The 22,984-nt window shown below is 57.0% G+C and carries 21 protein-coding genes; 11 read left to right on the top strand and 10 right to left on the bottom strand.

Going from position 1 to position 22,984, the window contains the following annotated elements; genetic code table 11:
* The first annotated feature begins 51 nt into the window (after positions 1 to 51).
* Positions 52 to 876: an XRE family transcriptional regulator gene (locus tag ACWKXT_RS12380; RefSeq protein WP_454532552.1), complete on the top strand. Its 825-nt coding sequence runs from the start codon at positions 52 to 54 to the stop codon at positions 874 to 876.
* Here the strand turns inward: ACWKXT_RS12380 and arsC are convergent.
* Together arsC and bepA are read right to left on the bottom strand one after the other, a co-directional pair.
* Positions 873 to 1,229 (bottom strand): arsenate reductase (glutaredoxin), encoded by a 357-nt coding sequence (gene arsC / locus ACWKXT_RS12375; protein WP_454529072.1) that lies wholly within the window; start codon positions 1,227 to 1,229, stop codon positions 873 to 875. The genes ACWKXT_RS12380 and arsC overlap by 4 nt on opposite strands.
* A gap of 13 nt (positions 1,230 to 1,242) precedes the next feature.
* Entirely contained in the window at positions 1,243 to 2,706 is a 1,464-nt protein-coding gene (gene bepA / locus ACWKXT_RS12370) for a beta-barrel assembly-enhancing protease (RefSeq protein WP_454532551.1), read from the bottom strand.
* 220 nt (positions 2,707 to 2,926) lie between these two features.
* On the opposite strand from bepA, the gene ACWKXT_RS12365 reads away from it, so the two are divergent.
* Positions 2,927 to 3,991: an AI-2E family transporter gene (locus ACWKXT_RS12365; protein ID WP_454529070.1), complete on the top strand. Its 1,065-nt coding sequence runs from the start codon at positions 2,927 to 2,929 to the stop codon at positions 3,989 to 3,991.
* A gap of 96 nt (positions 3,992 to 4,087) precedes the next feature.
* On the opposite strand, the gene bcp is transcribed toward ACWKXT_RS12365, so the two are convergent.
* Together bcp and ACWKXT_RS12355 are read right to left on the bottom strand one after the other, a co-directional pair.
* The gene (gene bcp, locus ACWKXT_RS12360) at positions 4,088 to 4,558 is read right to left on the bottom strand and encodes a thioredoxin-dependent thiol peroxidase (protein WP_014171119.1); all 471 of its coding nucleotides are present in this window, start codon (positions 4,556 to 4,558) and stop codon (positions 4,088 to 4,090) included.
* Positions 4,558 to 5,127, bottom strand: coding sequence for a glycine cleavage system transcriptional repressor (locus ACWKXT_RS12355; RefSeq protein ID WP_080328460.1), 570 nt, complete (start codon positions 5,125 to 5,127; stop codon positions 4,558 to 4,560). The genes bcp and ACWKXT_RS12355 overlap by 1 nt, the downstream gene beginning before the upstream one ends.
* Positions 5,128 to 5,272: 145 nt before the next feature.
* Here ACWKXT_RS12355 and dapA point away from each other — a divergent pair, with 145 nt between their 5' ends.
* The 6 genes from dapA to ypfH all read left to right on the top strand — a co-directional run bounded on the left by dapA (position 5,273) and on the right by ypfH (position 11,730).
* Positions 5,273 to 6,151 carry a 4-hydroxy-tetrahydrodipicolinate synthase gene (dapA, locus tag ACWKXT_RS12350; RefSeq protein WP_368740551.1) on the top strand — a complete coding sequence of 293 codons (879 nt, stop codon included), beginning with the start codon at positions 5,273 to 5,275 and terminating at the stop codon, positions 6,149 to 6,151.
* Positions 6,152 to 6,167: 16 nt separating this feature from the next.
* Positions 6,168 to 7,202, top strand: a complete 1,035-nt coding sequence (gene bamC / locus ACWKXT_RS12345; RefSeq protein ID WP_454532550.1) for an outer membrane protein assembly factor BamC — start codon at positions 6,168 to 6,170, stop codon at positions 7,200 to 7,202.
* 109 nt (positions 7,203 to 7,311) lie between these two features.
* Entirely contained in the window at positions 7,312 to 8,025 is a 714-nt protein-coding gene (gene purC, locus ACWKXT_RS12340; RefSeq protein WP_023332985.1) for a phosphoribosylaminoimidazolesuccinocarboxamide synthase, read from the top strand.
* A gap of 120 nt (positions 8,026 to 8,145) precedes the next feature.
* On the top strand, positions 8,146 to 9,015 hold the full coding sequence (gene ypfJ, locus ACWKXT_RS12335) for a KPN_02809 family neutral zinc metallopeptidase (RefSeq protein WP_454529069.1): 870 nt from the start codon (positions 8,146 to 8,148) through the stop codon (positions 9,013 to 9,015).
* Positions 9,015 to 10,961 (top strand): tRNA(Met) cytidine acetyltransferase TmcA, encoded by a 1,947-nt coding sequence (locus ACWKXT_RS12330; protein ID WP_454532549.1) that lies wholly within the window; start codon positions 9,015 to 9,017, stop codon positions 10,959 to 10,961. Before ypfJ ends, ACWKXT_RS12330 begins: the two co-directional genes overlap by 1 nt.
* A 73-nt stretch (positions 10,962 to 11,034) precedes the next feature.
* On the top strand, positions 11,035 to 11,730 hold the full coding sequence (gene ypfH / locus ACWKXT_RS12325; protein WP_454532548.1) for an esterase: 696 nt from the start codon (positions 11,035 to 11,037) through the stop codon (positions 11,728 to 11,730).
* Between the two features lie 38 nt (positions 11,731 to 11,768).
* On the opposite strand, the gene ACWKXT_RS12320 is transcribed toward ypfH, so the two are convergent.
* The 3 genes from ACWKXT_RS12320 to ACWKXT_RS12310 are packed head-to-tail and all read right to left on the bottom strand — an operon-like array spanning position 11,769 to position 13,478.
* Positions 11,769 to 11,966, bottom strand: coding sequence for a YpfN family protein (locus ACWKXT_RS12320; RefSeq protein ID WP_013098222.1), 198 nt, complete (start codon positions 11,964 to 11,966; stop codon positions 11,769 to 11,771).
* A 24-nt stretch (positions 11,967 to 11,990) separates the two neighbouring features.
* Positions 11,991 to 13,118, bottom strand: coding sequence for a succinyl-diaminopimelate desuccinylase (gene dapE, locus ACWKXT_RS12315; protein WP_454529068.1), 1,128 nt, complete (start codon positions 13,116 to 13,118; stop codon positions 11,991 to 11,993).
* Between the two features lie 3 nt (positions 13,119 to 13,121).
* A complete protein-coding gene (locus tag ACWKXT_RS12310) occupies positions 13,122 to 13,478 on the bottom strand; it encodes an ArsC family reductase (protein ID WP_454532547.1) in 357 nt (118 codons plus the stop codon).
* Between the two features lie 387 nt (positions 13,479 to 13,865).
* On the opposite strand from ACWKXT_RS12310, the gene ypfM reads away from it, so the two are divergent.
* Positions 13,866 to 13,925, top strand: coding sequence for a protein YpfM (ypfM, locus tag ACWKXT_RS12305; protein WP_015572204.1), 60 nt, complete (start codon positions 13,866 to 13,868; stop codon positions 13,923 to 13,925).
* Between the two features lie 108 nt (positions 13,926 to 14,033).
* Here the strand turns inward: ypfM and acrD are convergent, their stop codons facing one another.
* Together acrD and narQ are read right to left on the bottom strand one after the other, a co-directional pair.
* The gene (acrD, locus tag ACWKXT_RS12300; protein WP_454529066.1) at positions 14,034 to 17,147 is read right to left on the bottom strand and encodes a multidrug efflux RND transporter permease AcrD; all 3,114 of its coding nucleotides are present in this window, start codon (positions 17,145 to 17,147) and stop codon (positions 14,034 to 14,036) included.
* A gap of 142 nt (positions 17,148 to 17,289) precedes the next feature.
* Positions 17,290 to 18,984: a nitrate/nitrite two-component system sensor histidine kinase NarQ gene (gene narQ, locus ACWKXT_RS12295; protein ID WP_454529065.1), complete on the bottom strand. Its 1,695-nt coding sequence runs from the start codon at positions 18,982 to 18,984 to the stop codon at positions 17,290 to 17,292.
* 236 nt (positions 18,985 to 19,220) lie between these two features.
* Here narQ and nudK point away from each other — a divergent pair, with 236 nt between their 5' ends.
* Positions 19,221 to 19,811 carry a GDP-mannose pyrophosphatase NudK gene (gene nudK, locus ACWKXT_RS12290; RefSeq protein WP_454529064.1) on the top strand — a complete coding sequence of 197 codons (591 nt, stop codon included), beginning with the start codon at positions 19,221 to 19,223 and terminating at the stop codon, positions 19,809 to 19,811.
* A gap of 109 nt (positions 19,812 to 19,920) precedes the next feature.
* Entirely contained in the window at positions 19,921 to 20,964 is a 1,044-nt protein-coding gene (locus ACWKXT_RS12285) for a DUF1176 domain-containing protein (protein WP_454532546.1), read from the top strand.
* Positions 20,965 to 20,987: 23 nt separating this feature from the next.
* On the opposite strand, the gene tkt is transcribed toward ACWKXT_RS12285, so the two are convergent.
* Positions 20,988 to 22,976: a transketolase gene (tkt, locus tag ACWKXT_RS12280; RefSeq protein ID WP_454532545.1), complete on the bottom strand. Its 1,989-nt coding sequence runs from the start codon at positions 22,974 to 22,976 to the stop codon at positions 20,988 to 20,990.
* Positions 22,977 to 22,984 lie beyond the last annotated feature (8 nt).

Below are 22,984 nucleotides of genomic sequence, written 5' to 3'. Positions count from 1 at the left end.
AATCGCCTGTGTTATATAAATCTCATATGTTTAGTTAACGGAACTGTTGCGATGGAAATTAAACTGCACGCCAATGCGACCACCACGCCGCGCATCCGCCGCTACCTTCAACAGTCAGATAAAAGCGACAGGGAGCTGGCTACCGAGCTGGGGATCTCCGTTACCACCGTCAGGCGCTGGCGCAACCGTGAACAGGTTTCGGATAATCACACGACGCCAAAAGTGATACACAAAGCGTTGAGACAGGAGCAGGCTGCGCTGGTCAATGCCCTGCGCGACATCTCGGGGGCGCCGCTGGATGAACTGCTGCAGATGGTTAATGACGTGCTGGGGATCCCCGTTTCAAGGGCAACGCTGAACCGCTATCTCAAACCGGCCTCCGCGAAGTTAAAAGGGGGGCCGTTGCAGGGAATAAAAGCGCTCAAGGCTGGCATGCGGCCAAACACGCTGGTGCTCCATCATTTGCCTCTGTCCCTTCACATGGACGATGGCGGTGAGCAGCACCTGCTCTGGGCGCGCGAACCGGTGAGCGGCTGGTGTTATGCCCGGCTCTATGCGGGGCTGTCGCCTCAACTGCTCAATACCTGGACGCGGGCGCTGCTCGATGCCTGTCCGGCTGATATACAATCTATTGAGACTTTTGGCTTTGAGCCGACGGCGCTTGCACACGATGTGGTGGTAAAAATGCATCCCCAAAAACACAGCGTGCTTCAGGTGGCGGTGCCATTACGCGACGTTATTCCGCGCGTGAATGATGTGCCAGCAGGAGAGGTGTTAATCACGTTGTGTGAGTTTTATAACCGGGGAAAAACGCAGAAAAAGTTGGGAGAAAGGACGCCGCAGGCGTTTCTGGAAGCGCTGCGGCGTAAGGACTAGAGGATGTCGAGCACATCTTCCGGCGGACGGCCAATGCGCGCCTTGCCGTTCGCCACTACAATCGGGCGCTCAATCAGCTTTGGATTCTCGACCATCGCCTGAATCAGTTGCTCTTCGGTAAGATGCGCGTCGTCCAGATTCAGTGATTTATACAGATCTTCTTTCTGACGCATCAGTTCGCGCGCGCTGCCCATCCCCAGCATTTTTAGCAGATGGTGGATCGTCTGTGCGTCCGGCGGCGTCTCGAGATACAGCACCACGTCCGGGTCGATGCCGTTAGATTTCAGCAGGCTGAGCGTGTCGCGGCTCTTGGAGCAGCGGGGGTTATGGTAAATTTTTACCGCGTCTGTCATGACTTCTCCTTGATTACATCTTTTCGTACGGCTTAAAGCGCTGTTGCAGACCGCGCAGCTGGTCGATTCGCGCATCATAGCGGGCCTGCTGCAGGCTGCCGAGCTTCACCTGCGAGCTGGCGCTGCTGAGCAGGGAAATAGCCTGATCGAGACGACCCGCCAGGGCCAGGCCTTCCGCCCGCGCCGCCAGCTCCTGGTCGCGGTTACCCAGCTGTCCCTGGGCCTGGGCGAGCAACTCCCAGCCGTTCTGGTCGTCTTTATTGTTAAAGGTGTAGCGGTTCAGAATGGTCACGGCCTGCGCAGGCTGGCCGCCCTGTAAGTATGCGTTCGCCAGGTTGAGCTGCAGCACCGGGTTGGTTCGGATCTCTTTTGCCCCTTTCAGGCGGTTGATCGCATCGGTGGTTTTTTTCTGCCCCAGATCGATATCTGTCGAGAGATCGAGATACCACGGATTGTTCGGGTCGGCTGTCAGCAGCGGCTGGAGCGCTTTACGCGCCTCGTCATATTTGCTGGCTTCCATCGCCTGCAACGCCTGGCCATACTGCGCGGCGTTCTTCTCCCGCACGTTGCCTTTTGACAGAGTATCCAGCAGGTCACTCGTGAGCTGGTTACGTCCGGAATTGTACATGCCAAGCGTTCTCACTTTCGCCATGTAGAAATCCTGCGATGACTGCACGACCACCGGACGCATCTGGTTGGCACGGTTACGCGCGTCCGAGAGTCGGCTTTCCGGCAGCGGGTGGGTTAACAGAATTTCCGGGGGACGCGACGAGTAGCGCGCCTGGTCGAGCAGTTTTTCGAGGAAGCTCGGCATCGCCTGCGGGTCAAAGCCGGAGCGCTGTAAAACCTGAATGCCGATGCGGTCTGCTTCCTGCTCGTTTTGCTGGGTGAAGCTGATCATCCCCTGACGTGTTCCCGCCAGCGTACCGGTCAGCGCCGCCATCCCGGCCTGCGGGCTGGCCATCGCCAGCAGAATAGAGCCCAGCGCCCCTACCCAGGTCAGCGGGGCGTTACGCTTCTGATCTTCCATCGCACGCGCCAGATGGCGCTGGGTGACGTGCGAAATTTCGTGCGCCATCACCGAAGCCAGCTGGCTTTCGTTGTCTGAGTAGCGGAATAAGGCCGAGTGCAGCACCACGTTCCCGCCAAAGAAGGCGAAGGCGTTGATTTCGTCATTATTGATTAAATAGAAATGGAAGGGCGTTTTTACCGAGTCGGCATGCGCCACCAGACGCATCCCCAGCCCGTTAATGTACTGTACCAGCAGGGGGTCATTGATCAGCGGGGCACTGCCGCGCAGCTGACGCACATAGTAATCGCCCATTTGCATCTCCTGGCCGATAGAGAGCGTGCTTCCTGCCGTGGTGCCCATGTCCGGCAATGAATCGGACGAGTCAGCGAAAGCGGGCAACACCTGGCCGACCGTCAGTGCGGCAATCAGTGTCGCAACCAGTGTTTTTTTCAACTGCCTGAACATAACCACTGTCCTGTATGTTGGATGTGCTAATTTGACCGATGAACCGGCATATCGTTCATCTCTGCTGCTCTGGGAGTGTAGCCGTGTTAAGGCATGAAGAAAATCCCATTGATCAGGGTTTTGCGAAACGTGATGGAGATACAAAAAGGAAAGTCTTTTTTGTGACAGTTAGATACAATTCACCGTCTCACTCCCGCCATTCGATTCAGGGAAGGGTTGTATGCTCGAAATGTTAATGCAGTGGTACCGGCGTCGGTTTAGCGACCCGGAAGCCATTGCTTTGCTGGTTATTCTGGTCGCCGGGTTCGGTATTCTGTTTTTCTTTAGCGGCCTGCTCGCCCCGCTGCTGGTGGCGATTGTGCTGGCGTACCTGCTGGAGTGGCCGACGGCGCGCCTGGAACATATCGGCTGTTCCCGCCGCTGGGCGACCAGCATTGTGCTGGTGCTGTTTGTCGGCATTCTGCTGCTGATGTCCTTCGTGGTGATGCCCGTTGCCTGGCAGCAGGGGATCAACCTCATCCGTGATATGCCGGGCATGCTAAATAAGCTGTCCGATTTTGCCGCTACGCTGCCGCGCCGTTATCCTGCGCTGATGGATGCGGGGATCATCGATGCGATGGCCGAAAACATGCGCGCCCGTATCATGACCATGGGCGACTCGGTGGTGAAATACTCACTGGCCTCGCTGGTCGGCCTGCTGACGCTGGCGGTTTACCTTGTCCTCGTGCCGTTAATGGTGTTCTTCCTGGTTAAAGACAAAGAGCAGATGCTGAACGCGGTACGCCGCGTGCTGCCGCGTAATCGCGGCCTGGCCGGGCAGGTCTGGCAGGAGATGAACCAACAGATCACCAACTACATTCGCGGCAAAGTGCTGGAGATGATTGTGGTGGGCGTGGCGACCTGGATTGGCTTCGTGATCTTCGGGCTGAACTACTCGTTGCTGCTGGCGGTGCTGGTCGGATTCTCGGTACTGATCCCGTATATCGGCGCGTTTGTGGTGACCATTCCGGTAGTCGGCGTTGCGCTGTTCCAGTTTGGTCTGGGCACGGAGTTCTGGAGCTGCTTTGCGGTATACCTGATTATTCAGGGGCTGGACGGTAACCTGCTGGTACCGGTGCTGTTCTCCGAGGCGGTGAACCTGCATCCGCTGGTGATTATCCTGTCAGTGGTGATTTTCGGCGGGCTGTGGGGATTCTGGGGCGTGTTCTTTGCCATTCCGCTGGCGACGCTGATTAAAGCCGTGGTCCACGCGTGGCCGGATGTGCCGGCGGTGGAAGAGAAGTAGTTTTTGTGCGGCCTGATGCCCTCACCCCGACCCTCTCCCTGAGAGAGAGGGGGAAAACACTAAAAACGGCAACCTGGGTTGCCGTTTTGCTGTTTATCAGGCGCTTTGTTTCAGCCAGTTCAACACCACGTCGTGGTGGTTGCTGGTTTTAAAGTCGTCAAACACATGTTCAACTTTACCGTCAGCGTCGATCAGGAAGCTGATGCGGTGAATCCCGTCATAGGTTTTACCCATAAAGGTCTTTTCACCCCAGACGCCGAACTGCTCGCAAACCTGGTGGTCTTCGTCGGAAAGCAGCGTAAAGTTCAGCAGCTCTTTTTCAGCAAATCGTGACAGCTTTTCCGGTTTATCGGTGCTGATACCCAGCACTTCCACGCCGACTTTCTTCAACTCATCCATGTTGTCGCGTAAGCCGCAGGCCTGTACGGTGCAGCCGGGGGTCATGGCTTTCGGGTAGAAATAGACCAGAACACGCTGTCCCTGGAAGTCGGTCAAATTTACTTGCTCACCGTCTTGATCCGGTAAGCTAAATTTCGGTGCGATGTCACCGGCTTTCAGTGGATTCATTACTCAACTCCATCCTGTTCGTGCTGCGAATAATTGACGACGCTTATACTGCCCTGCGCGTTTAATTCTGTACAGAGGGCTTTGAACGCTTGCTCGATATTTGACGCATCCTGTGAGGCAGGGCTGTGCGCGGTAATTTGAATAAAGAGTGTGGGAACGGCGCTCTCATCGCCCGGCTGCGTGCGGGAGACGAGCTCGGCAATATTCATCTGATGGCTGTCGAACAGCGCGGTAAAGCGCTCAATCAGATGCGGGGAATCAGGGACTTCAACCTGCACCCAGACGGTCGCGGGCAGGGCCGGACGCGGGCGCGCGGTGGTGCGTTTCATCACGATCAGCAAATCCAGCTCCGCGCCTTTCAGCGGCAGGGTGGATTCGATAAGGGTAATGGCATTCCATGTTCCGGACAGCAGCATGATAAACGTGAACTCTTCGCCGAGCATCGCCAGGCGGCTGTCTTCGATATTACAGCCGCAGCTGCTCACGTGACGGGTGATGGTGTTCACGATACCCGGCCTGTCGGCACCCAGCGCAGTGATAACCAGGTAATGTTGTGATGAGGTTGTCAAACCTGTTCTTCCTTTGCATGGTTAAGTCTTCCTAAGGAAAGCATAAAAAAAACATGCATACAACCGCCTGAGCGCCTCAGGTCGCTTGCTTTTATTACAGTTCCAAACGTAACATTGAGGCTCTTGTTCGCACAGAGGATGGCTCATGTTCACGGGAAGTATTGTCGCGCTTGTTACACCGATGGATGAAAAAGGTAATGTCTGCCGGTCAAGCATGAAGAAGCTCATTGATTACCATGTCGCCAACGGAACCTCGGCGATCGTTTCGGTAGGGACTACCGGTGAATCCGCAACGCTGAGCCACGAAGAGCATGGCGATGTGGTTATGCTGACCCTGGAACTGGCGGACGGGCGTATCCCGGTCATCGCGGGAACAGGGGCAAACGCAACCGCAGAAGCTATCAGTCTGACCCAACGTTTTAACGACAGCGGTATCGTGGGCTGCCTGACGGTGACCCCTTACTACAACCGTCCTACTCAGGAAGGGTTGTTCCAGCACTTCAAAGCCATCGCTGAACATACTGACTTGCCACAAATTCTGTATAATGTGCCGTCCCGTACCGGCTGCGATATGCTGCCGGAAACCGTTGGTCGTCTCTCGGAAGTAAAAAATATTATCGGTATTAAAGAGGCGACAGGGAACTTAAGCCGCGTTCATCAGATCAAAGAGCTGGTTTCAGACGACTTTATCCTGTTGAGTGGTGATGATGCGACCGCGCTGGACTTTATGCAGCTCGGTGGTCATGGCGTGATCTCCGTAACGGCAAACGTTGCGGCGCGCGATATGGCTGATATGTGCAAACTGGCCGCAGCCGGTCACTTTGATGAAGCGCGCGTCGTTAATCAGCGTTTGATGCCGTTGCACAATAAATTATTTGTCGAACCCAATCCGATCCCAGTGAAATGGGCGTGTAAGGAGTTGGGGCTTGTAGCATCCGATACGCTGCGTTTGCCAATGACACCGATTACCGACCACGGTCGCGACATCGTCAGGGCAGCGCTGAAGCATGCCGGTTTGCTGTAAAGTTTAGGGAGATTTGATGGCTTATTCAGTACAGAAGTCGCGCCTGGCGAAGGTTGCGAGTGTTTCGCTTGTTATGCTGCTCGCTGCCTGTAGTTCAGACTCGCGCTACAAGCGCCAGGTGAGCGGTGATGAATCCTATCTGGATGCGACCCCGCTTGCTGAACTTCATGCACCGGCTGGTATGATCCTGCCGATTCAGAACGGCGATTATAATATCCCCGTGACCAACGGCAGCGGTCTGGTCGGTAAGGCGCTTGATATTCGTCCGCCAGCACAGCCGCTGGCGCTGGTGAGCGGGGCGCGTACCCAGTTCACCGGTGATACGGCGTCTCTGCTGGTCGAAAGCGCCCGTGGAAGTAATTTGTGGCCACAGGTCGTCAGCGTTATTCAGGCGAAGAACTACACCATCGATAAACGCGATGACGCCAGCCAGACATTAACCACCGACTGGATCGAGTGGAACCGTCTGGATGAAGACCAGCAGTACCGTGGACGCTATCAAGTCTCCGTGAAACCGCAGGGTTACCAGCAGGCCGTTAACGTTAAGCTGTTGAACCTGGAGCAGGCGGGTAAACTGGTTGCGGATGCCGCCTCTATGCAGCGCTACAGCACTGAAATGCTGAACGTGATTGCCGCAGGTCTGGATAAGACCGCTACCGATGCTGCCAACGCCGCGCAGAACCGCAACGGCGTTACTTACGACGTTCAGAGCGGCGCGGATGATACCGGCCTGCCAATGCTGGTGGTGCGTGCACCGTTTAACCAGACCTGGCAACGTCTGCCGGCGACGCTGGAAAAAGTGGGCATGAAAGTGACCGACAGCACCCGTTCAACCGGCAGCATGACGGCGACCTATAAGCCGCTGTCTGACAGCGCATGGCAGGAGCTGGGCGCCAAAGACCCTCAGCTTGCCTCCGGTGACTATAAGATTCAGGTAGGTGACCTCGATAACCGCAGCAGTCTGCAGTTTATCGATCCGAAAGGTCACACGCTGACCCAGGCGCAGAACGATGCGCTGGTCGCTGTCTTCCAGGCAGCATTCAGCAAATAAATACGAGGGCGGGTTAATCCCGCCCTTTTTATTTTCGTGCCACGCAAACGTGTGCGTGGCATAATATACCCCGTTTTGAACACAAATTATCACACCAGGAGTAATGAAGATGCAGAAGCAAGCTGAGTTGTATCGTGGCAAAGCGAAGACCGTATACAGCACGGAAAACCCGGATCTGTTGGTGCTCGAGTTCCGCAATGATACGTCAGCAGGGGATGGCGCGCGCATTGAGCAGTTCGATCGTAAAGGCATGGTGAACAATAAGTTCAACCACTTCATTATGACCAAACTGGCCGAAGCGGGTATCCCGACCCAGATGGAAGCGTTGCTGTCCGATACGGAATGTCTGGTGAAGAAACTGGATATGGTTCCGGTCGAATGCGTTATTCGTAACCGTGCAGCGGGCTCCCTGGTGAAGCGTCTGGGCATTGAAGAAGGTATCGAACTGAATCCACCGCTGTTCGACCTGTTCCTGAAAAACGATGCCATGCACGACCCGATGGTTAACGAATCCTACTGCGAAACCTTCGGCTGGGTGAGCAAAGAGAACCTGGCGCGTATGCAGGAGCTGACCTACAAAGCCAACGACGTGCTGAAAAAGCTGTTTGATGACGCGGGCCTGATCCTCGTCGACTTCAAGCTGGAGTTTGGTCTGTTCAAAGGCGAAGTGGTGCTGGGCGATGAGTTCTCCCCGGACGGTAGCCGCCTGTGGGATAAAGAAACCCTGGATAAAATGGACAAAGACCGTTTCCGTCAGAGCCTGGGTGGCCTGATTGAAGCATACGAAGCGGTTGCTCACCGTTTAGGCGTTAAGCTCGACTAAGTCCCTCAGTTGCCAAAGGATGTTCGCATCCTTTGGCGTCTTACCTTTGTTTCCTATGGTAATCTTGCCGTTAACCGCCTACGATCATAGCTATTATTAATGGAATAGTTCGAGGTAGATATGCGCTGGCAAGGGCGTCGTGAAAGTGACAATGTAGAAGACAGACGCAGTGATGGTGGCGGTGGTCCTTCAATGGGCGGGCCCGGCTTCCGCTTACCCAGCGGCAAGGGCGGTATCATCCTGCTGATTGTGGTGCTGGTCGCGGGCTATTATGGCGTCGATCTCACCGGTCTGATGACCGGTCAACCGCTGCAGCAGCAACAACATTCTCAGCGCTCCATCAGTCCGAATGAAGATGAAGCGGCCAAATTTACCTCCGTTATTCTCGCGACCACTGAAGACACCTGGGGTCAGCAGTTTGAGAAAATGGGGCGCACCTATCAGCAGCCGAAGCTGGTGATGTACCGGGGCGCAACCCGCACCGGATGCGGTACCGGCCAATCTGTGATGGGGCCGTTCTACTGTCCGGCGGACGGCACCGTCTATATCGATCTCTCTTTTTACGATGACATGAAACGCAAGCTTGGCGCTGACGGCGATTTTGCCCAGGGCTATGTGATCGCGCATGAAGTCGGCCATCACGTGCAAAAGCTGCTGGGGATTGAGCCTAAAGTGCGCCAGCTCCAGCAAAATGCGTCTCAGGCCGAAGTGAACCGCCTTTCCGTCAAAATGGAACTGCAGGCCGACTGCTTCGCGGGCGTCTGGGGGCATAGCATGCAGCAGCAGGGCGTGCTTGAGGCAGGCGATCTTGAAGAGGCACTGAACGCCGCGCAGGCAATTGGTGACGATCGTTTACAGCAGCAGAGCCAGGGGCGCGTCGTGCCGGACAGCTTCACGCACGGCACCTCAGAGCAGCGCTACAGCTGGTTTAAGCGTGGCTTCGACAGCGGTAACCCGTCACAGTGTAATACCTTCGGCAAAGCTATGTGATGCTGGGGTTTGAACAGCTGATTACGCAGCTTCAGCGTTCCGGGCATCGCCGTCTGGTGGTGCTCAGCGGCGATGAACAGTGGACGTTAAGCCGGGCGACCAGTCTGCGTGAGGCCTTATCAGGGGACTGGCTGTGGCTGGATGAGAATCCTTCTAAAGCCATCAGCGGACTGCTGGGACGCGAATACCTGCACGCCGTTTTTGACGCGCGTGCCGGGTTTGACGTCTCAGCCTTCGCCGCGCTCAGCGGAACGCTGCGCGCCGGAAGCCTGCTGGTGCTGCTGGTGCCGCCGCTCGCCGACTGGGCCGCGAAGCCCGACGGCGATTCGGTGCGCTGGAGCGACAGCGCGGAGCCGATCGCTACCCCGCACTTCGTTCACCATTTTTGCCGGACGCTTGCCGCCGATGCGGATGCGATCGTCTGGCAACAGCATCTTCCTCTCTCCCTTCCCGCAGCGCCGGATCCACCCGCCTGGCAGCCTGCCAGCGGCGAGCCGCAGCGCGAGCAGGCTGAGATCCTCGACGCGCTTCTGACCATGCCCGCGGGCGTCGCTGCCGTGACGGCACCGCGCGGACGCGGAAAGTCAGCCCTGGCGGGGATGCTGCTCAATAGCATTCAGGGGAAGGCTGTGGTCACTGCACCGGCTAAAGGGGCGGCTGATGTCATTGCGCGTTTCGCCGGTGATCGTTTCCACTTTATGGCCCCGGATGCGCTGCTGGCTTCCACGCTGCAGGCCGACTGGCTGATTGTTGATGAAGCCGCCGCCATCCCAGGACCGCTGCTGGAAAAGCTGGTGGCGCGCTTTCCCCGCGTGTTGTTAACCACCACGGTCCAGGGTTATGAAGGTACGGGCAGGGGGTTCCTGCTTAAGTTCTGCGCCCGGTTCAGCGGGTTGCAGCGCTATACCTTAACCACCCCCATTCGCTGGGCGGCCGGGTGTCCGCTTGAACGGATAGTGGCAAATACGCTGCTGTTTGACGATGCCCTTATTGACCGCAAACCGGAAGGCGACGTGCGTTTACGGTCGCTGGAGCCGCAGATGTGGGAGAGCGACCCGGCAGCTGTGGCAAGTGTGTATGAGCTGCTGTGTGCCGCGCACTACCGCACCTCCCCCCTCGATTTACGCCGGATGATGGACGCCCCCGGCCAGCACTTTGCGGTTGCACAGGCGGGCGCGGATATCGCAGGCGCACTCTGGCTGGTGGAGGAGGGCGGTCTGTCCTCTGAACTGAGCCGCGCGGTGTGGGCGGGCTTTCGTCGTCCACGCGGGAACCTTGTGGCGCAGTCGCTGGCGGCGCACGGCGGATCGCCACTCGCGGCGACGCTTAAGGGTCGACGGATCAGCCGCATTGCGGTGCATCCCCACCGTCAGCGGGAAGGCATCGGCCAGCGGCTTATTCGCAGCGCCAGCGGTGAAGATTATCTCTCGGTCAGCTTTGGCTATACCGATGAGCTGTGGCGTTTCTGGCAGCGGTGCGGTTTTGTGCTGGTGCGAATGGGTAGCCATCGGGAGGCCAGCAGCGGGTGCTACACGGCGATGGCCATACTCCCGCTGAGCGATGCCGGTCACCGGTTATGTGACCAGGAGCATCAGCGCCTGTGTCGGGATATGCGCGTTTTGTCGGCCTGGAATGGTGAAAAGATCCCGGTGACCGATGCCTGGGAAGCTACCCTTAATAGTGACGACTGGCTGGAGCTGGCGGGGTTTGCCTTTGCACACCGGGCGTTTTCAACCTCGGTTGCCGCCCTGACGCGGCTGGTGTTAACCACAGACATGCCGCTCCCGGCGCTTCGTGGGAAAATCGCGGGACGAACGGACGAGGGCGGACGAAAAGCGTTGCTGGCAAAGCTGCGTGATGAAACCGCACAGGCGTTGGAGCATCTCGACGCTGCCCGCTGTCAGCAGCTGAAGGCCGACATTTTGCAATGGCAATTTTTTCAATGACTTCTTCAGTAAAGTGGCATGGTCATTACCCCGCAGAGGCGTAAAATCCTGCTCATCAATTAAGGAGACCGCCATGAAACACGACCATTTTGTTGTTCAAAGCCCTGACAAACCGGCTAAACAGTTACTGCTGTTGTTTCATGGCGTTGGCGATAATGCCGTCAACATGGGACAGATTGGCAGCTGGTTTGCCCCCATTTTCCCGGAAGCGCTGATTGTCAGCATCGGTGGCGTTGAGCCGTGCGGCCCTGACGGACGGCAGTGGTTCTCTGTCCAGGGCGTGACGGAGGAGAACCGTCAGGCGCGCATTGATGCCATTATGCCCACCTTTATCGACATTGTGCGCTACTGGCAGCAGCAGAGCGGTGTGGGCGCGGACGCAACGGCGCTGATTGGCTTCTCTCAGGGGACAATCATGTCGCTGGAAAGTGTGAAAGCGCAGCCGGGTCTGGTTTCACGCGTCATCGCGTTTAACGGGCGTTATGCGACGCTGCCGACAAGCGCGACCACGCAGACCACCATCCATCTCATTCACGGTGGCGAAGACCGGGTGATTGAGCTTTCGCATGCGGTGGCGGCTCAGGAAGCGCTGATGCGCGAAGGCGGGGATGTCACGCTGGATATTGTGGACGATCTGGGCCACGCGATTGACGACCGCAGCATGCAGTTTGCGCTCGACCATCTGCGCTATACCGTGCCGAAGCACTACTTTGATGAAGCGCTCAGCGGCGGTAAGCCGAATGACGATGATATTGTTGAGTTTATGTGAGGTTTCCCCCTCTCCCGGGGAGAGGGGAAACTTAACGATTACTTTTTCTGGTCCTTCTTCGGCCAGTCGTCATCATCGTCCCACTTGTCGTTAAAATCACGGTGCGGCGGAAGATCCGGCTTATTCGCGAGAAACTTTTTGTGGTCAACGCGCTTAAGATCTTTAATCACGTTAAGCAGTACCCCGACCAGAAACACCAGCACCAGAATCCACCAGTACTTTGCAAGCCAATCCATTCGCTATTCCTCTCTGAGCGTTCGTCAGGCGACGAGTTGCTCCATAATACGTTGATACATGCGGGCCAGCAGTTGTAAATCAGCTGCGTTCACACACTCGTTGATTTTGTGAATCGTCGCGTTAACCGGACCCAGTTCGACAACCTGTGCACCCATGCGGGCGATAAAGCGCCCGTCTGAGGTGCCGCCGGTCGTCAGCAGCTGTGGCTTAATTTCATTATAGTGCTCAATGGCGTTCACCACCGCATCCACCAGCTTGCCGCGCTGCGTCAGGAAAGGCTGGCCGGAAAGCCACCAGTCCACGGTGTAGCGCAGGTTATATTTTTCCAGCAGAGCGACAACGCGCGCTTTGATCGTCTCATCAGTCAGCTCGGTGCTGAAGCGGAAATTGAACTGGACGAAGAAGTCTCCCGGGATGACATTGTTGCTGCCGGTCCCGGCCTTGACGTTCGCGATCTGCATGCTGGTCGGCGGGAAGAACTCGTTGCCTTTATCCCACTCAATGCCCACCAGTTCGTTCAGCATTGGCGCGGCGCGATGGACCGGGTTATCAGCCAGATGCGGGTAGGCCACGTGCCCCTGAACGCCGTGCAGGGTCAGGTTACAGGTCAGCGAGCCACGGCGGCCGTTTTTAACGACATCACCCACCACTTCGGTACTGGACGGTTCGCCGACCAGACAGTAGTCGAGACGCTCGTTGCGTGCCATCAGCGCTTCAACGACCTTCACGGTGCCGTTATGGGCGCTGGCTTCTTCGTCGGAGGTGATCAAAAACGCGAGACGGTTTTTGTGGTTCGGGTGCTGAGCCACAAAGCGCTCAGCCGCCACCACCATCGCCGCCAGCGAGCCTTTCATGTCTGCCGCGCCGCGACCAAAGAGCATGCCATCGCGGATGGTTGGTTCAAACGGCGGGTTAATCCAGCGATCCGCGTCACCCGCAGGAACGACGTCAGTGTGCCCGGCAAAGGCCAGCGTTTCGCCCTGGCCGCGCCACGCCCAGAAGTTCTGGGTATCGCCAAAATCCATACGCTCAACGGTAAAACCGATGGCACGCAGGCGCTCAATCATTAATGCCTGACAACCTGCGTCGTCCGGGCTAAGGGAGGGACGGCGAATAAGCTGTTGAGTCAGCTCAATGACCGGGCATGACATACACTACACCTCAACGAAAAAGTCAGAATAAAGGGTTTCACTGAAACCCAGCAGCATAGGCTGACCTGGCTTGCAGAGCAATGGGCGTTTGATAATTGCCGGCATGTCGAGCATCAGTTTTGCCGCGCTGTCGGCGTCGTTAATGCTGGCGCGAACGGATTCGTCCAGTTTACGCCAGGTCGTGCCGCGGGTGTTCAGCAGCGCTTCCCATCCCAGTTCGTTAATGGCGGTATGCAGAAATTCTGCATCAAGCCCGTCGACACGGTAATCGTGGAAGCGGTACTCGACGTTATTGGTTTCCAGCCAGCGGCGCGCTTTTTTGATGGTGTCGCAATTTTTAATGCCGTACATCACAACCATGTTGAATCCTTTTGCTCTTGTAGCGATTAAATGTTCAGTAAATTCGAAGATATATCCTTAAGCGGAATATAACACATTCAGGAATGCTCTGGATTTACACTTCTTCTTAATTCAACTCACAGCTGTACGCTGAATATTCTTTCACCATTTAAGCATAGAAGTCCATCAGGGTTAAATTGCTCTTAAACTCAACGGGAAAAATAAAACTCACCCGTCCGTAGGGTTATTTCAAAATATTGCTGGCCGTCACACAAAATTTAAGGTTCTCCGTTCATATTTATCATAAATCTCCAGCGGTGGCGGGGTACAATCACAGCAATTGGTTAAATAGTCTTCACAATGATGATACGTTTTCGTAGAATGCGCATAATAATAAGAGAGGTTGTTATGATTGAACGTGAACTGGGGAACTGGAAAGATTTTATCGAAGGCATGCTTCGTAAATGACATTCAGTAAGAATTGCAAGAGCACTAAAATAAGTAAAATAACCATAGTGTGAATTAATCACACAATAAAAAGGCGGCCGATAAAGCCGCCTTTTTTATGGCTGCGGGTTATTCCTGTCGTTCCCGGAGCGGGAAGCGACGACGCACCAGCACAAAGAACAGCGGAACGAAATAAATCGCCAGAATGGTGGCCGAAATCATGCCCCCCATTACACCGGTACCCACCGCATGCTGGCTGCTGGAGCCTGCACCCGTGCTGGTTGCCATCGGCAGTACACCAAAAATGAACGCCAGCGAGGTCATCAGGATCGGACGTAAGCGCTGGCGGCAGGCGTGCAGCGTGGCGGCCATCAGCTCGTGGCCTTTGGCATTCATCTCGTTGGCAAATTCTACGATCAGAATGGCGTTTTTCGCCGACAACCCGATCACCGTGAGTAACCCCACCTGGAAGTAAACGTCGTTCTCCAGGCCGCGCATCCAGGTTGCCAGCAGCGCACCGATAACCCCAAGCGGCACTACCAGCATCACGGAGAACGGAACCGACCAGCTCTCATACAGCGCGGCAAGGCAAAGGAAGACCACCAGCAGAGAAAGCGCATACAGGGCAGGGGCCTGCGCCCCGGAGAGACGCTCCTGGTAAGACATGGCCGTCCATTCCAGACCAAAACCGGCGGGCAGCTGCTGCACCAGCTTTTCCATGGTGTCCATGGCGGTACCGGTGCTGACGCCCGGCGCGGCTTCCCCGACGATCTCAACCGCGGAATAGCCGTTATAGCGCTCCAGGCGCGGCGAACCGCTCTCCCAGCGTGACGTGGCAAAGGCCGAGAAGGGCACCATTCCGCCCGCATTATTGCGTACAAACCAGCGGTTAATATCCCCCGGCAACATGCGGAACGGCGCGGCAGACTGGACATACACTTTTTTCACGCGGCCGCGATCCATAAAATCATTGACGTAGCTTGAGCCCCACGCCGTTTGCAGGGTGTCGTTAATATCGTCGATCGACACGCCCAGCGCCTGCGCCTTACGCTGATCGATATCCACCTGCAGCTGCGGGCTGTCATCCAGACCGTTATGACGAACGCGGGTCAGGCCGGGATCTTTCCCTGCAAGCTCTAGCAGCTTATCGCGCGCGGCCATCAGCGCCGCGTGCCCCGCACCGGCGTGGTCCTGCAGTTCCATATCAAACCCGGCAGAACTGCCGAGACCGCTGATGGCCGGCGGGCTGCTGGCAAAGACGCGCGCTTCTTTAATATGCGCAAACGCTTTGGTTGCGCGTTCAATGATGGCAAACGAGGTTCCCGTTTTGGCGTCGCGTTCGTCCCAGTCTTTCAGGCGGACAAACATGCGGGCGACGTTCTGCCCGTTCCCGCCCGGACCGGAGCCGACGGTAGAGAAGACTGACACAACGTTATCTTTCTCTTTGGTGAAGAAGTACTGCTCTACGTTCTGAACCACCTTCAGCGTTTGCTGCTGCGTGGATCCGCTCGGGAGCTGCACCGAGGTGATGAACATTCCCCGGTCTTCCTGCGGCAGGAACGAAGTAGGCAGATGCAGGAACAGCCACACCATGCCGCCCAGCAGCACAACGTAAATCATCATCCAGCGCAGGCTGCGGTGCAGCACTTTACCGACGGCAGATTCATACCGCGCGGCGTTGCGGTTGAACATACGGTTAAACCAGCCGAAAAATCCTTTCTGACCGTGGTGCTCCCCTTTATGCAGCGGCTTAAGAATCGTGGCGCAAAGCGCAGGAGTGAGGATCAGCGCTACCAGCACAGAGAGCACCATCGCCGAGACGATGGTTATTGAGAACTGACGGTAAATCGCCCCGGTTGTACCGCCAAAGAAGGCCATCGGGATAAAGACTGCCGACAGCACCATCGCGATACCGACCAACGCCCCCTGGATTTGTCCCATCGATTTGCGCGTCGCCTGTCGCGGGGTGAGCCCCTCTTCGCTCATGATGCGCTCGACGTTTTCGACTACCACGATGGCATCATCCACCAGCAGGCCAATCGCCAGCACCATCGCAAACATCGTCAGGGTGTTAATGCTGTACCCGAACGCATAGAGCACCGCGAAGGTACCCAGCAGCACCACCGGGACGGCAATGGTAGGAATCAGCGTCGCGCGGAAGTTTTGCAGGAACAGGTACATCACCAGGAACACCAGGGCGATCGCTTCCAGCAGGGTCTTCACGACATCCTCAATCGACGCTTTAACGAAGGAGGTGGTTTCATAGGCGACTTTGTATTCCAGCCCGTGCGGGAAATACTGCGACAGCTCATCCAGACGGTCTAACACCAGTTTCGCCGTCGCCATTTCGTTCGCGCCGGAGGCCAGCTTGATCCCCAGACCGGAGGCCGGGTTGCCGTTAAAGCGGCTCAGGTAGTCGTATTTTTCAGCGCCCATTTCCACCGTGGCGACATCGCCCAGACGCACTTCTGAGCCATCCTGATTCACGCGCAGGGTGATGTTGCGGAACTGGTCCGGAGTCTGCAGCAGAGACTGTGAATTAATGGTGGCATTCAGCGCTTGTTTATCGACGGAAGGCGTTCCGCCCAGTTGCCCCACGGCAATTTGCGCGTTCTGGGCTTTGATGGCATCCGTTACGTCGGTTGCCGTCATCTGGAAGCTGTTCAGCTTGTTGGGATCGAGCCAGATGCGCATTGAGTATTGTGAGCCATAGGCGTCGATATCCCCGACGCCGTTAATGCGGCTGAGCGGGTCCTGAATATTACTGGCGACGTAGTCCGCAATATCCTGTTTATCCATCGAACCATCGGTGGAGACAAAGGCGATAGTCAGAATGTTGGTATCACCGGTTTTACGCACGGTGACGCCCTGGTTCTGCACGGCCTGGGGCAGCTTACGCATGGCCGACTGCAGCTGGTTTTGTACCTGCTGCACCGCTTCGTCCGGGTCAGTGCCTGCCTTAAAGCTCAGGGTGACCGTCGCCTGACCCGTCGCGCTGCTTTGCGACGACATGTACATCAGGTTATCCAGGCCCGTCATGTTCTGCTCGATAACCTGCGTCACGGTATTTTCCAGCGTCTGTGCGGAAGCGCCGGGGTAGTTTGCCGTGACCCGCACGTTAGGCGGCGCCAGATCGGGATATTGCTCAACAGGAAGTGAAGTAATGGCCAGGACACCCGTCAGACATAACAGAATGGCAAGTACCCAGGCAAAAATGGGGCGATCGATGAAAAAATTCGCCATGAAAAAGTGACCTCGTTTTGCTGCACGTCATTATTGTTTATTGCCCGCATCACTGTAGCGGCAAGACGAAGACCAAACGTGGAGAAATAAAGGAGATAGTGTAAATTATCATGCGCTTTTCTCTGCGCTTCCTCCTTTACCGTTATTTACCGGTTAACGGCGCGGACACCGGAAACGTCACGCTGACCTGCGTGCCGCCGTTTTGCGGCTGGGAGAAGTGCAGCATTCCGCCGAGCCGTTGCGCGCGTTCTCGCATAATGTTCAACCCGTAGTGTCCCGGCGGCTCGCTGGCCTCGCCAATCCCGATGCCGTTATCGCGAATGCTGACGCTGTGCGTACCGTCCACGGCGGTCACGCAACTGACGGTGATTTCGCTGGCCTGCGCGTGCTTGATCGCATTGAGCACGGCCTCACGCACGATCTGCAGCAAATGCACCTGCTTCTGCGCATCCAGCGCCAGCGAGGAGAGACGGCAGTCGAGATGCAGCTTCGCCTGCGTCTGGCTCTGCAGGGCATCGAGGGACTCCTGCAGCGCCGCGGGTAAATTCGCATGATTCAGCGTCAGGCGGAAGGTGGTCAGTAGCTCGCGTAGCTGCTGCCAGGCGTTGTTCAGCTCGCGGGAGAAGTCGGTAATGATCGCCTGCGCGGGGGCATTATCTTCCGGTACGGCGTGTTTAAGCAGCGTGAGCTGGATCCGCAGATAGGAGAGCACCTGCGCCAGCGAATCATGCAGCTCGCGGGCGATGGTGGCGCGCTCCTCCATCAGCAGCAGCTGCTGGTAATGCTTTTGCGCCTGGTTAAAGTAGAGCCCGCGCCCGAGCATGGTCGCTACGCTTCTCATCAGCGGAAGAGGAACGCTGCCCGTCTCGCTTTGCCAGCGCAGCTCGCCGTAGAGGGTGTCCTGCATCAGAACCGGCAGGTTTTGCAGAGGGAGAGCGTCCGACTCCGTGCCTTCACACAGCCGCCAGTCGTCGCTGGTGCGTAATTCCAGGTAATTCATCTGCGTGTATTCATGGACAATCTGCAAAATGTGCCGGAAGCACAGGCTGTCTATCTGCCCGGTATTAAGCGCCTGGGAGCATTTGAACAGCATGTCGAGCTGCTGGTGAGCCTCATGTAAATGCCGCGTCTTTTCCGCGACGGAGGCTTCAAGCGAACGATACAGAGTATGCAGCTCGCCCGACATATGGTTGAAGGCGCGGGAGAGCTGGCCCAGTTCGTTGGGCAGGGCGGTGTCCGGCGCTGGGGTGGTAAATTCGCCTCGCTCAATGCGTTCGCTGGCCGCCACCAGATTGTTCAGCGGCAACACCACCTGGCGACGAATGCGCCGCAGGGTAAACAGCGTCAGCAGCAGGATCCCGAGCGCGCCAGCCAGAGAGAGTAGGGTCACCGTCTGGATTTTATGTTCGGTATAGTGCTGGAGGGCGAGCACAAAGGCATCAATGCGGCCGACAAAATCCTCAATATGCGCGTCATACCAGGCGCTGTCGCCGCGGGCGATGTGCTTATCCATTTCCAGCCAGGCCACGTGCAGCTGCTGATAGCGCGCTTTAACGTTATCCGGGACGTACCAGCGGTTCAACTTCTGCAGGGAGGGGGCGCTTAACGTCCGCTGCCAGCTCTCGCGATGCGCGATGAGAGAGGGGCTGTTGCGCTGCATTTCATAGCCGAGACGGTAGCTCTGCATACGCAGTGAACCCGCAATATTGATGGCTTCAGCGTCACGCTGGCTGCTGGCAAGCGTCAGCAGCGCGACGGTGCTGGTCAGCACAGACAAGGCAATGATCGAAAAGAAAGCCCAGGCAAGGCTCCCTGAAACGGGTCGTTTAACGGTCACGGAACGGATCTCTGCATAAAATGGCTCAGCCACTGGTCACGGGCAGTTGTACATTGCCTGATAACGCGGTAGCGAGCAAATAGCTTATTCATACTAAAGATAAGGTTATTGATCCAAAAGCCGCTTTGGGCATTAACCTGAAATCTGGCGAGAAGAAACGCGCCGCTTGAGCCGACGGACGACAAAGCGGGCTTCACGGGGTAGTATAAACAGACTCATTTTGCCGTGGAGCCCGTATGTCCCTGAACATTACCGTTATCAAAGACAAAATCCTTTCTGAAAATTACTTTGTTCTGCGTAACATCACTTACGATTTAACCCGTAAGAACGGTGACGTGATTCGCCATAAACGCGAAGTCTACGACCGGGGCAATGGCGCAACCATTCTGCTGTATAACCGTGAAAAGCAGAGCGTGGTGCTGATTCGCCAGTTTCGGGTCGCGACCTGGGTCAACGGCAACGAGGACGGGCGTCTGATTGAAACCTGCGCCGGTCTGCTTGATGACGATGAGCCGGAAGTCTGCATCCGCAAGGAGGCCGTCGAGGAGACGGGTTTTGAAGTGGGAGAGGTGCAAAAAGTCTTTGAGCTTTTCATGTCCCCTGGCGGTGTCACCGAGCTGGTCCACTTCTTTATTGCGGAATATACCGATGCCCAGCGCACGCACCGCGGCGGCGGCGTCGAGGATGAAGACATTGAAGTGCTGGAAATGCCTTTCACTCAGGCCGTTGAGATGGTGAAACGCGGCGAAATCCGCGACGGTAAAGCGGTGATCCTGCTGCAATATCTGCAAACCAGCGGACTGATGAACGGCACTCAGGTATCGTGATAAGTTGTATTTCAGATAAATCTATCCGATAAATCCGATTGAGCCCGCCCGTCCTGGGCACGAAGATACGCCCCAGATTGACCTATTCGTTTCCGGGGCTGTGCCATTCATGCGCTACTGCGTTTTTCTTCTCTTCGTTTTTTGCGTGCTGCCTGCACCGCGGGTGTGGGCTGCGCCTGCGCAGCAGTCCTTCTCAGACTGGCAGGTTACCTGCAACAACCAGAATTTTTGCGTAGCGCGCAATACCGGCGAACATTACGGTCTGGTCATGACCCTGAGCCGTAGCGCCGGTGCGAAAACGGACGCCAGCCTGCGCATCGATCTCGGCGGACTTTCGACCCAGCCGGTAAAAGAGCCTGACATTGCCCCGCGCCTGCTGCTCGACAATGTTCCGTTAAAACTCACTGCACCGCACTGGCAGTTAACGCCCTGGCATCTCAAGACCGACGACACGGGCACCATTACCACGTTTCTGAAAACCATTCAGGAAGGGCAGGCTCTGACCCTGCGCGGAGGAAAGCAGACGATCTCTCTGGTCGGTCTGAAAGCGGCGCTGCTGTTTATCGACGCCCAGCAGAAGCGCGTTGGCAGCGAAACGGCATGGATTAAAAAAGGGGATGGCCCGCCGCTAAGCGTGCCGCCAGCACCCGCGTTAAAAAAGGTAGCCGTCGTGAACCCGACGCCGACGCCGCTGACGCATGGCGAACTGAACGATCTGCTGGATTACGGTAACTGGCGCATGAACCACAGCCAGTGCTCCCTCGACCCAAACCGTCGGGAAGTGCGCGTGACCGCGTTGACCGATGACAAAGCGCTGATGATCATCAGCTGTGAAGCGGGCGCGTACAATACCGTCGACCTGGCGTGGGTGGTGTCGCGTAAAACACCGTTTGCTGCAAGAAGCGTCAGGCTGCGTCTGCCGTTTACCCCCTCCAGCCAGAGCAGTGACATGGAGCTCATGAATACCCGCTTTGATGAGAAGACGCGCGAGCTGACGACGCTGGCGCTGGGACGCGGGATCGGAGACTGTGGGATCCAGACGCGCTGGCGTTATGACGGCCAGCGTTTCCGTCTGGTGCGCTACGCCGAAGAGCCGAGCTGTGATAACTGGAATGGGCCAGACGCCTGGCCCACGCTATGGATCACTCGCTAGTTTTGCCGGATGGCGCTGTCGCATTACAACACGCTCAGCGCTTTCTCCACCACGTTCTCAACGGTAAAGCCGAAATACGGGAACAGCTTGTCGGCAGGAGCGGATTCACCGTAACCCCGCATGCCAACAATCGCTCCTTTCAGTCCCACATATTTGTACCAGTAGTCGGCAATACCGGCCTCGACCGCCACGCGCGCCGCGACGCTGGACGGCAGCACCGATTCGCGGTACGCCTCATCCTGCGCGTCAAAAATATCCGTTGAAGGCAGAGATACCACGCGCACCGCGTGACCTTCGGCGGTCAGTTTCTCCGCCGCTTTCACCGTAATTTCCACCTCAGAGCCGGTGGCAATCAGGATCACGTCCGGCTTGCCGCCGCTGTCTTTCAGGATGTAACCGCCGCGGGCGATGTTTTTCACCTGCTCCGGCGTGCGCTCAATCTGCGCCAGGTTTTGACGCGACAGGATCAGCGCCGTGGGCCCGTTGTGGCGCTCAACCGCCAGCTTCCAGCCGACCGCAGCCTCAACCTGGTCGCACGGACGCCAGGTGCTGAAGTTCGGTGTCAGGCGCAGGCTCGCGAGCTGTTCCACTGCCTGGTGCGTTGGCCCGTCCTCACCCAGACCGATGGAGTCGTGGGTATAAACCATGATTTGCCGCGCCTTCATCAGCGCCGCCATGCGCGCCGCGTTACGGGCGTACTCGACGAACATCAGGAAGGTGGCAGTGTACGGCACGAAGCCGCCGTGGTGAGCGATGCCGTTGGCAATGGCGGTCATCCCGAACTCGCGCACGCCGTAGTGGATGTAGTTCCCGGCAATGTCCTCTTTCAGCGATTTCGAGCCCGACCAGATGGTCAGGTTACTCGGCGCCAGATCCGCCGAGCCGCCGAGCAGTTCGGGCAGGATAGGGCCAATCGCGTTCAGGGTATTTTGCGACGCCTTACGGGTGGCGATTTTCGCCGGGTTAGACTGCAGGTTTTCAATCAGCGCCTGGGTTTTATCGTCCCAGTCCTCTGGCAGGCCACCGCTCATGCGGCGGGAAAACTCGGCGGCCAGCTCCGGGTGCGCTTTTTTGTAGGCGGCAAATTTTTCGTTCCACGCGTGCTGCGCTTTCTCACCGTCCTCGCGCGCATCCCAGGCTCTGTAGATCTCTTTGGGGATCTCAAAGGGCGGGTATTTCCAGCCCAGCTTCTGCCGGGTTAACGCCACTTCCTCTTCGCCCAGCGCTGCGCCGTGCGCCTCTTCTTTGCCCGCTTTGTTCGGCGAGCCGAAGCCGATGGTGGTGCGGCAGATAATCAGGGACGGTTTGTCCTTCACGCTCTGCGCTTCCTGAATCGCTTTTTTTACCGCCTCAGGATCGTGGCCGTCGATCTCGTGTACCACGTGCCAGTGATAGGCTTCAAAGCGCTTCGCCGTATCGTCGGTAAACCAGCCCTCGGTTTCCCCGTCGATGGAGATGCCGTTGTGGTCGTAGAAGCCAATCAGCTTGCCGAGCCCCAGCGTGCCCGCCAGCGAACAGACCTCGTGGGAGATCCCCTCCATCAGACAGCCGTCACCCATAAAGACATAGGTGTAGTGATCGACAATCTCATGGTCCGGCTGGTTAAACTGCGCGGCCAGGGTGCGCTCGGCAATCGCCAGCCCGACGGCATTCGCCAGCCCCTGGCCCAGCGGTCCGGTGGTGGTTTCAACGCCCGGCGTATAGCCTATCTCCGGGTGGCCCGGCGTTTTAGAGTGCAGCTGGCGGAAGTTTTTCAGCTCTTCCAGCGGTAGATCGTAGCCGGAAAGGTGCAGCAGGCTGTAGAGCAGCATCGAGGCGTGACCGTTAGAGAGAATAAAGCGGTCGCGGTCGTACCAGGTCGGGTCGTTAGGGTTGTGCTTCAGGAAGTCATTCCACAGCACTTCAGCAATATCGGCCATCCCCATCGGGGCGCCAGGGTGGCCGGAATTGGCTTTTTGCACGGCATCCATGCTGAGGGCGCGAATGGCGTTGGCGAGCTCTTTACGGGACATAGTTCACT

The sequence above is a fragment of the Enterobacter sp. UPMP701 genome (genome assembly GCF_053709515.1).
This window is presented reverse-complemented; position numbering and strand designations above follow the sequence as displayed.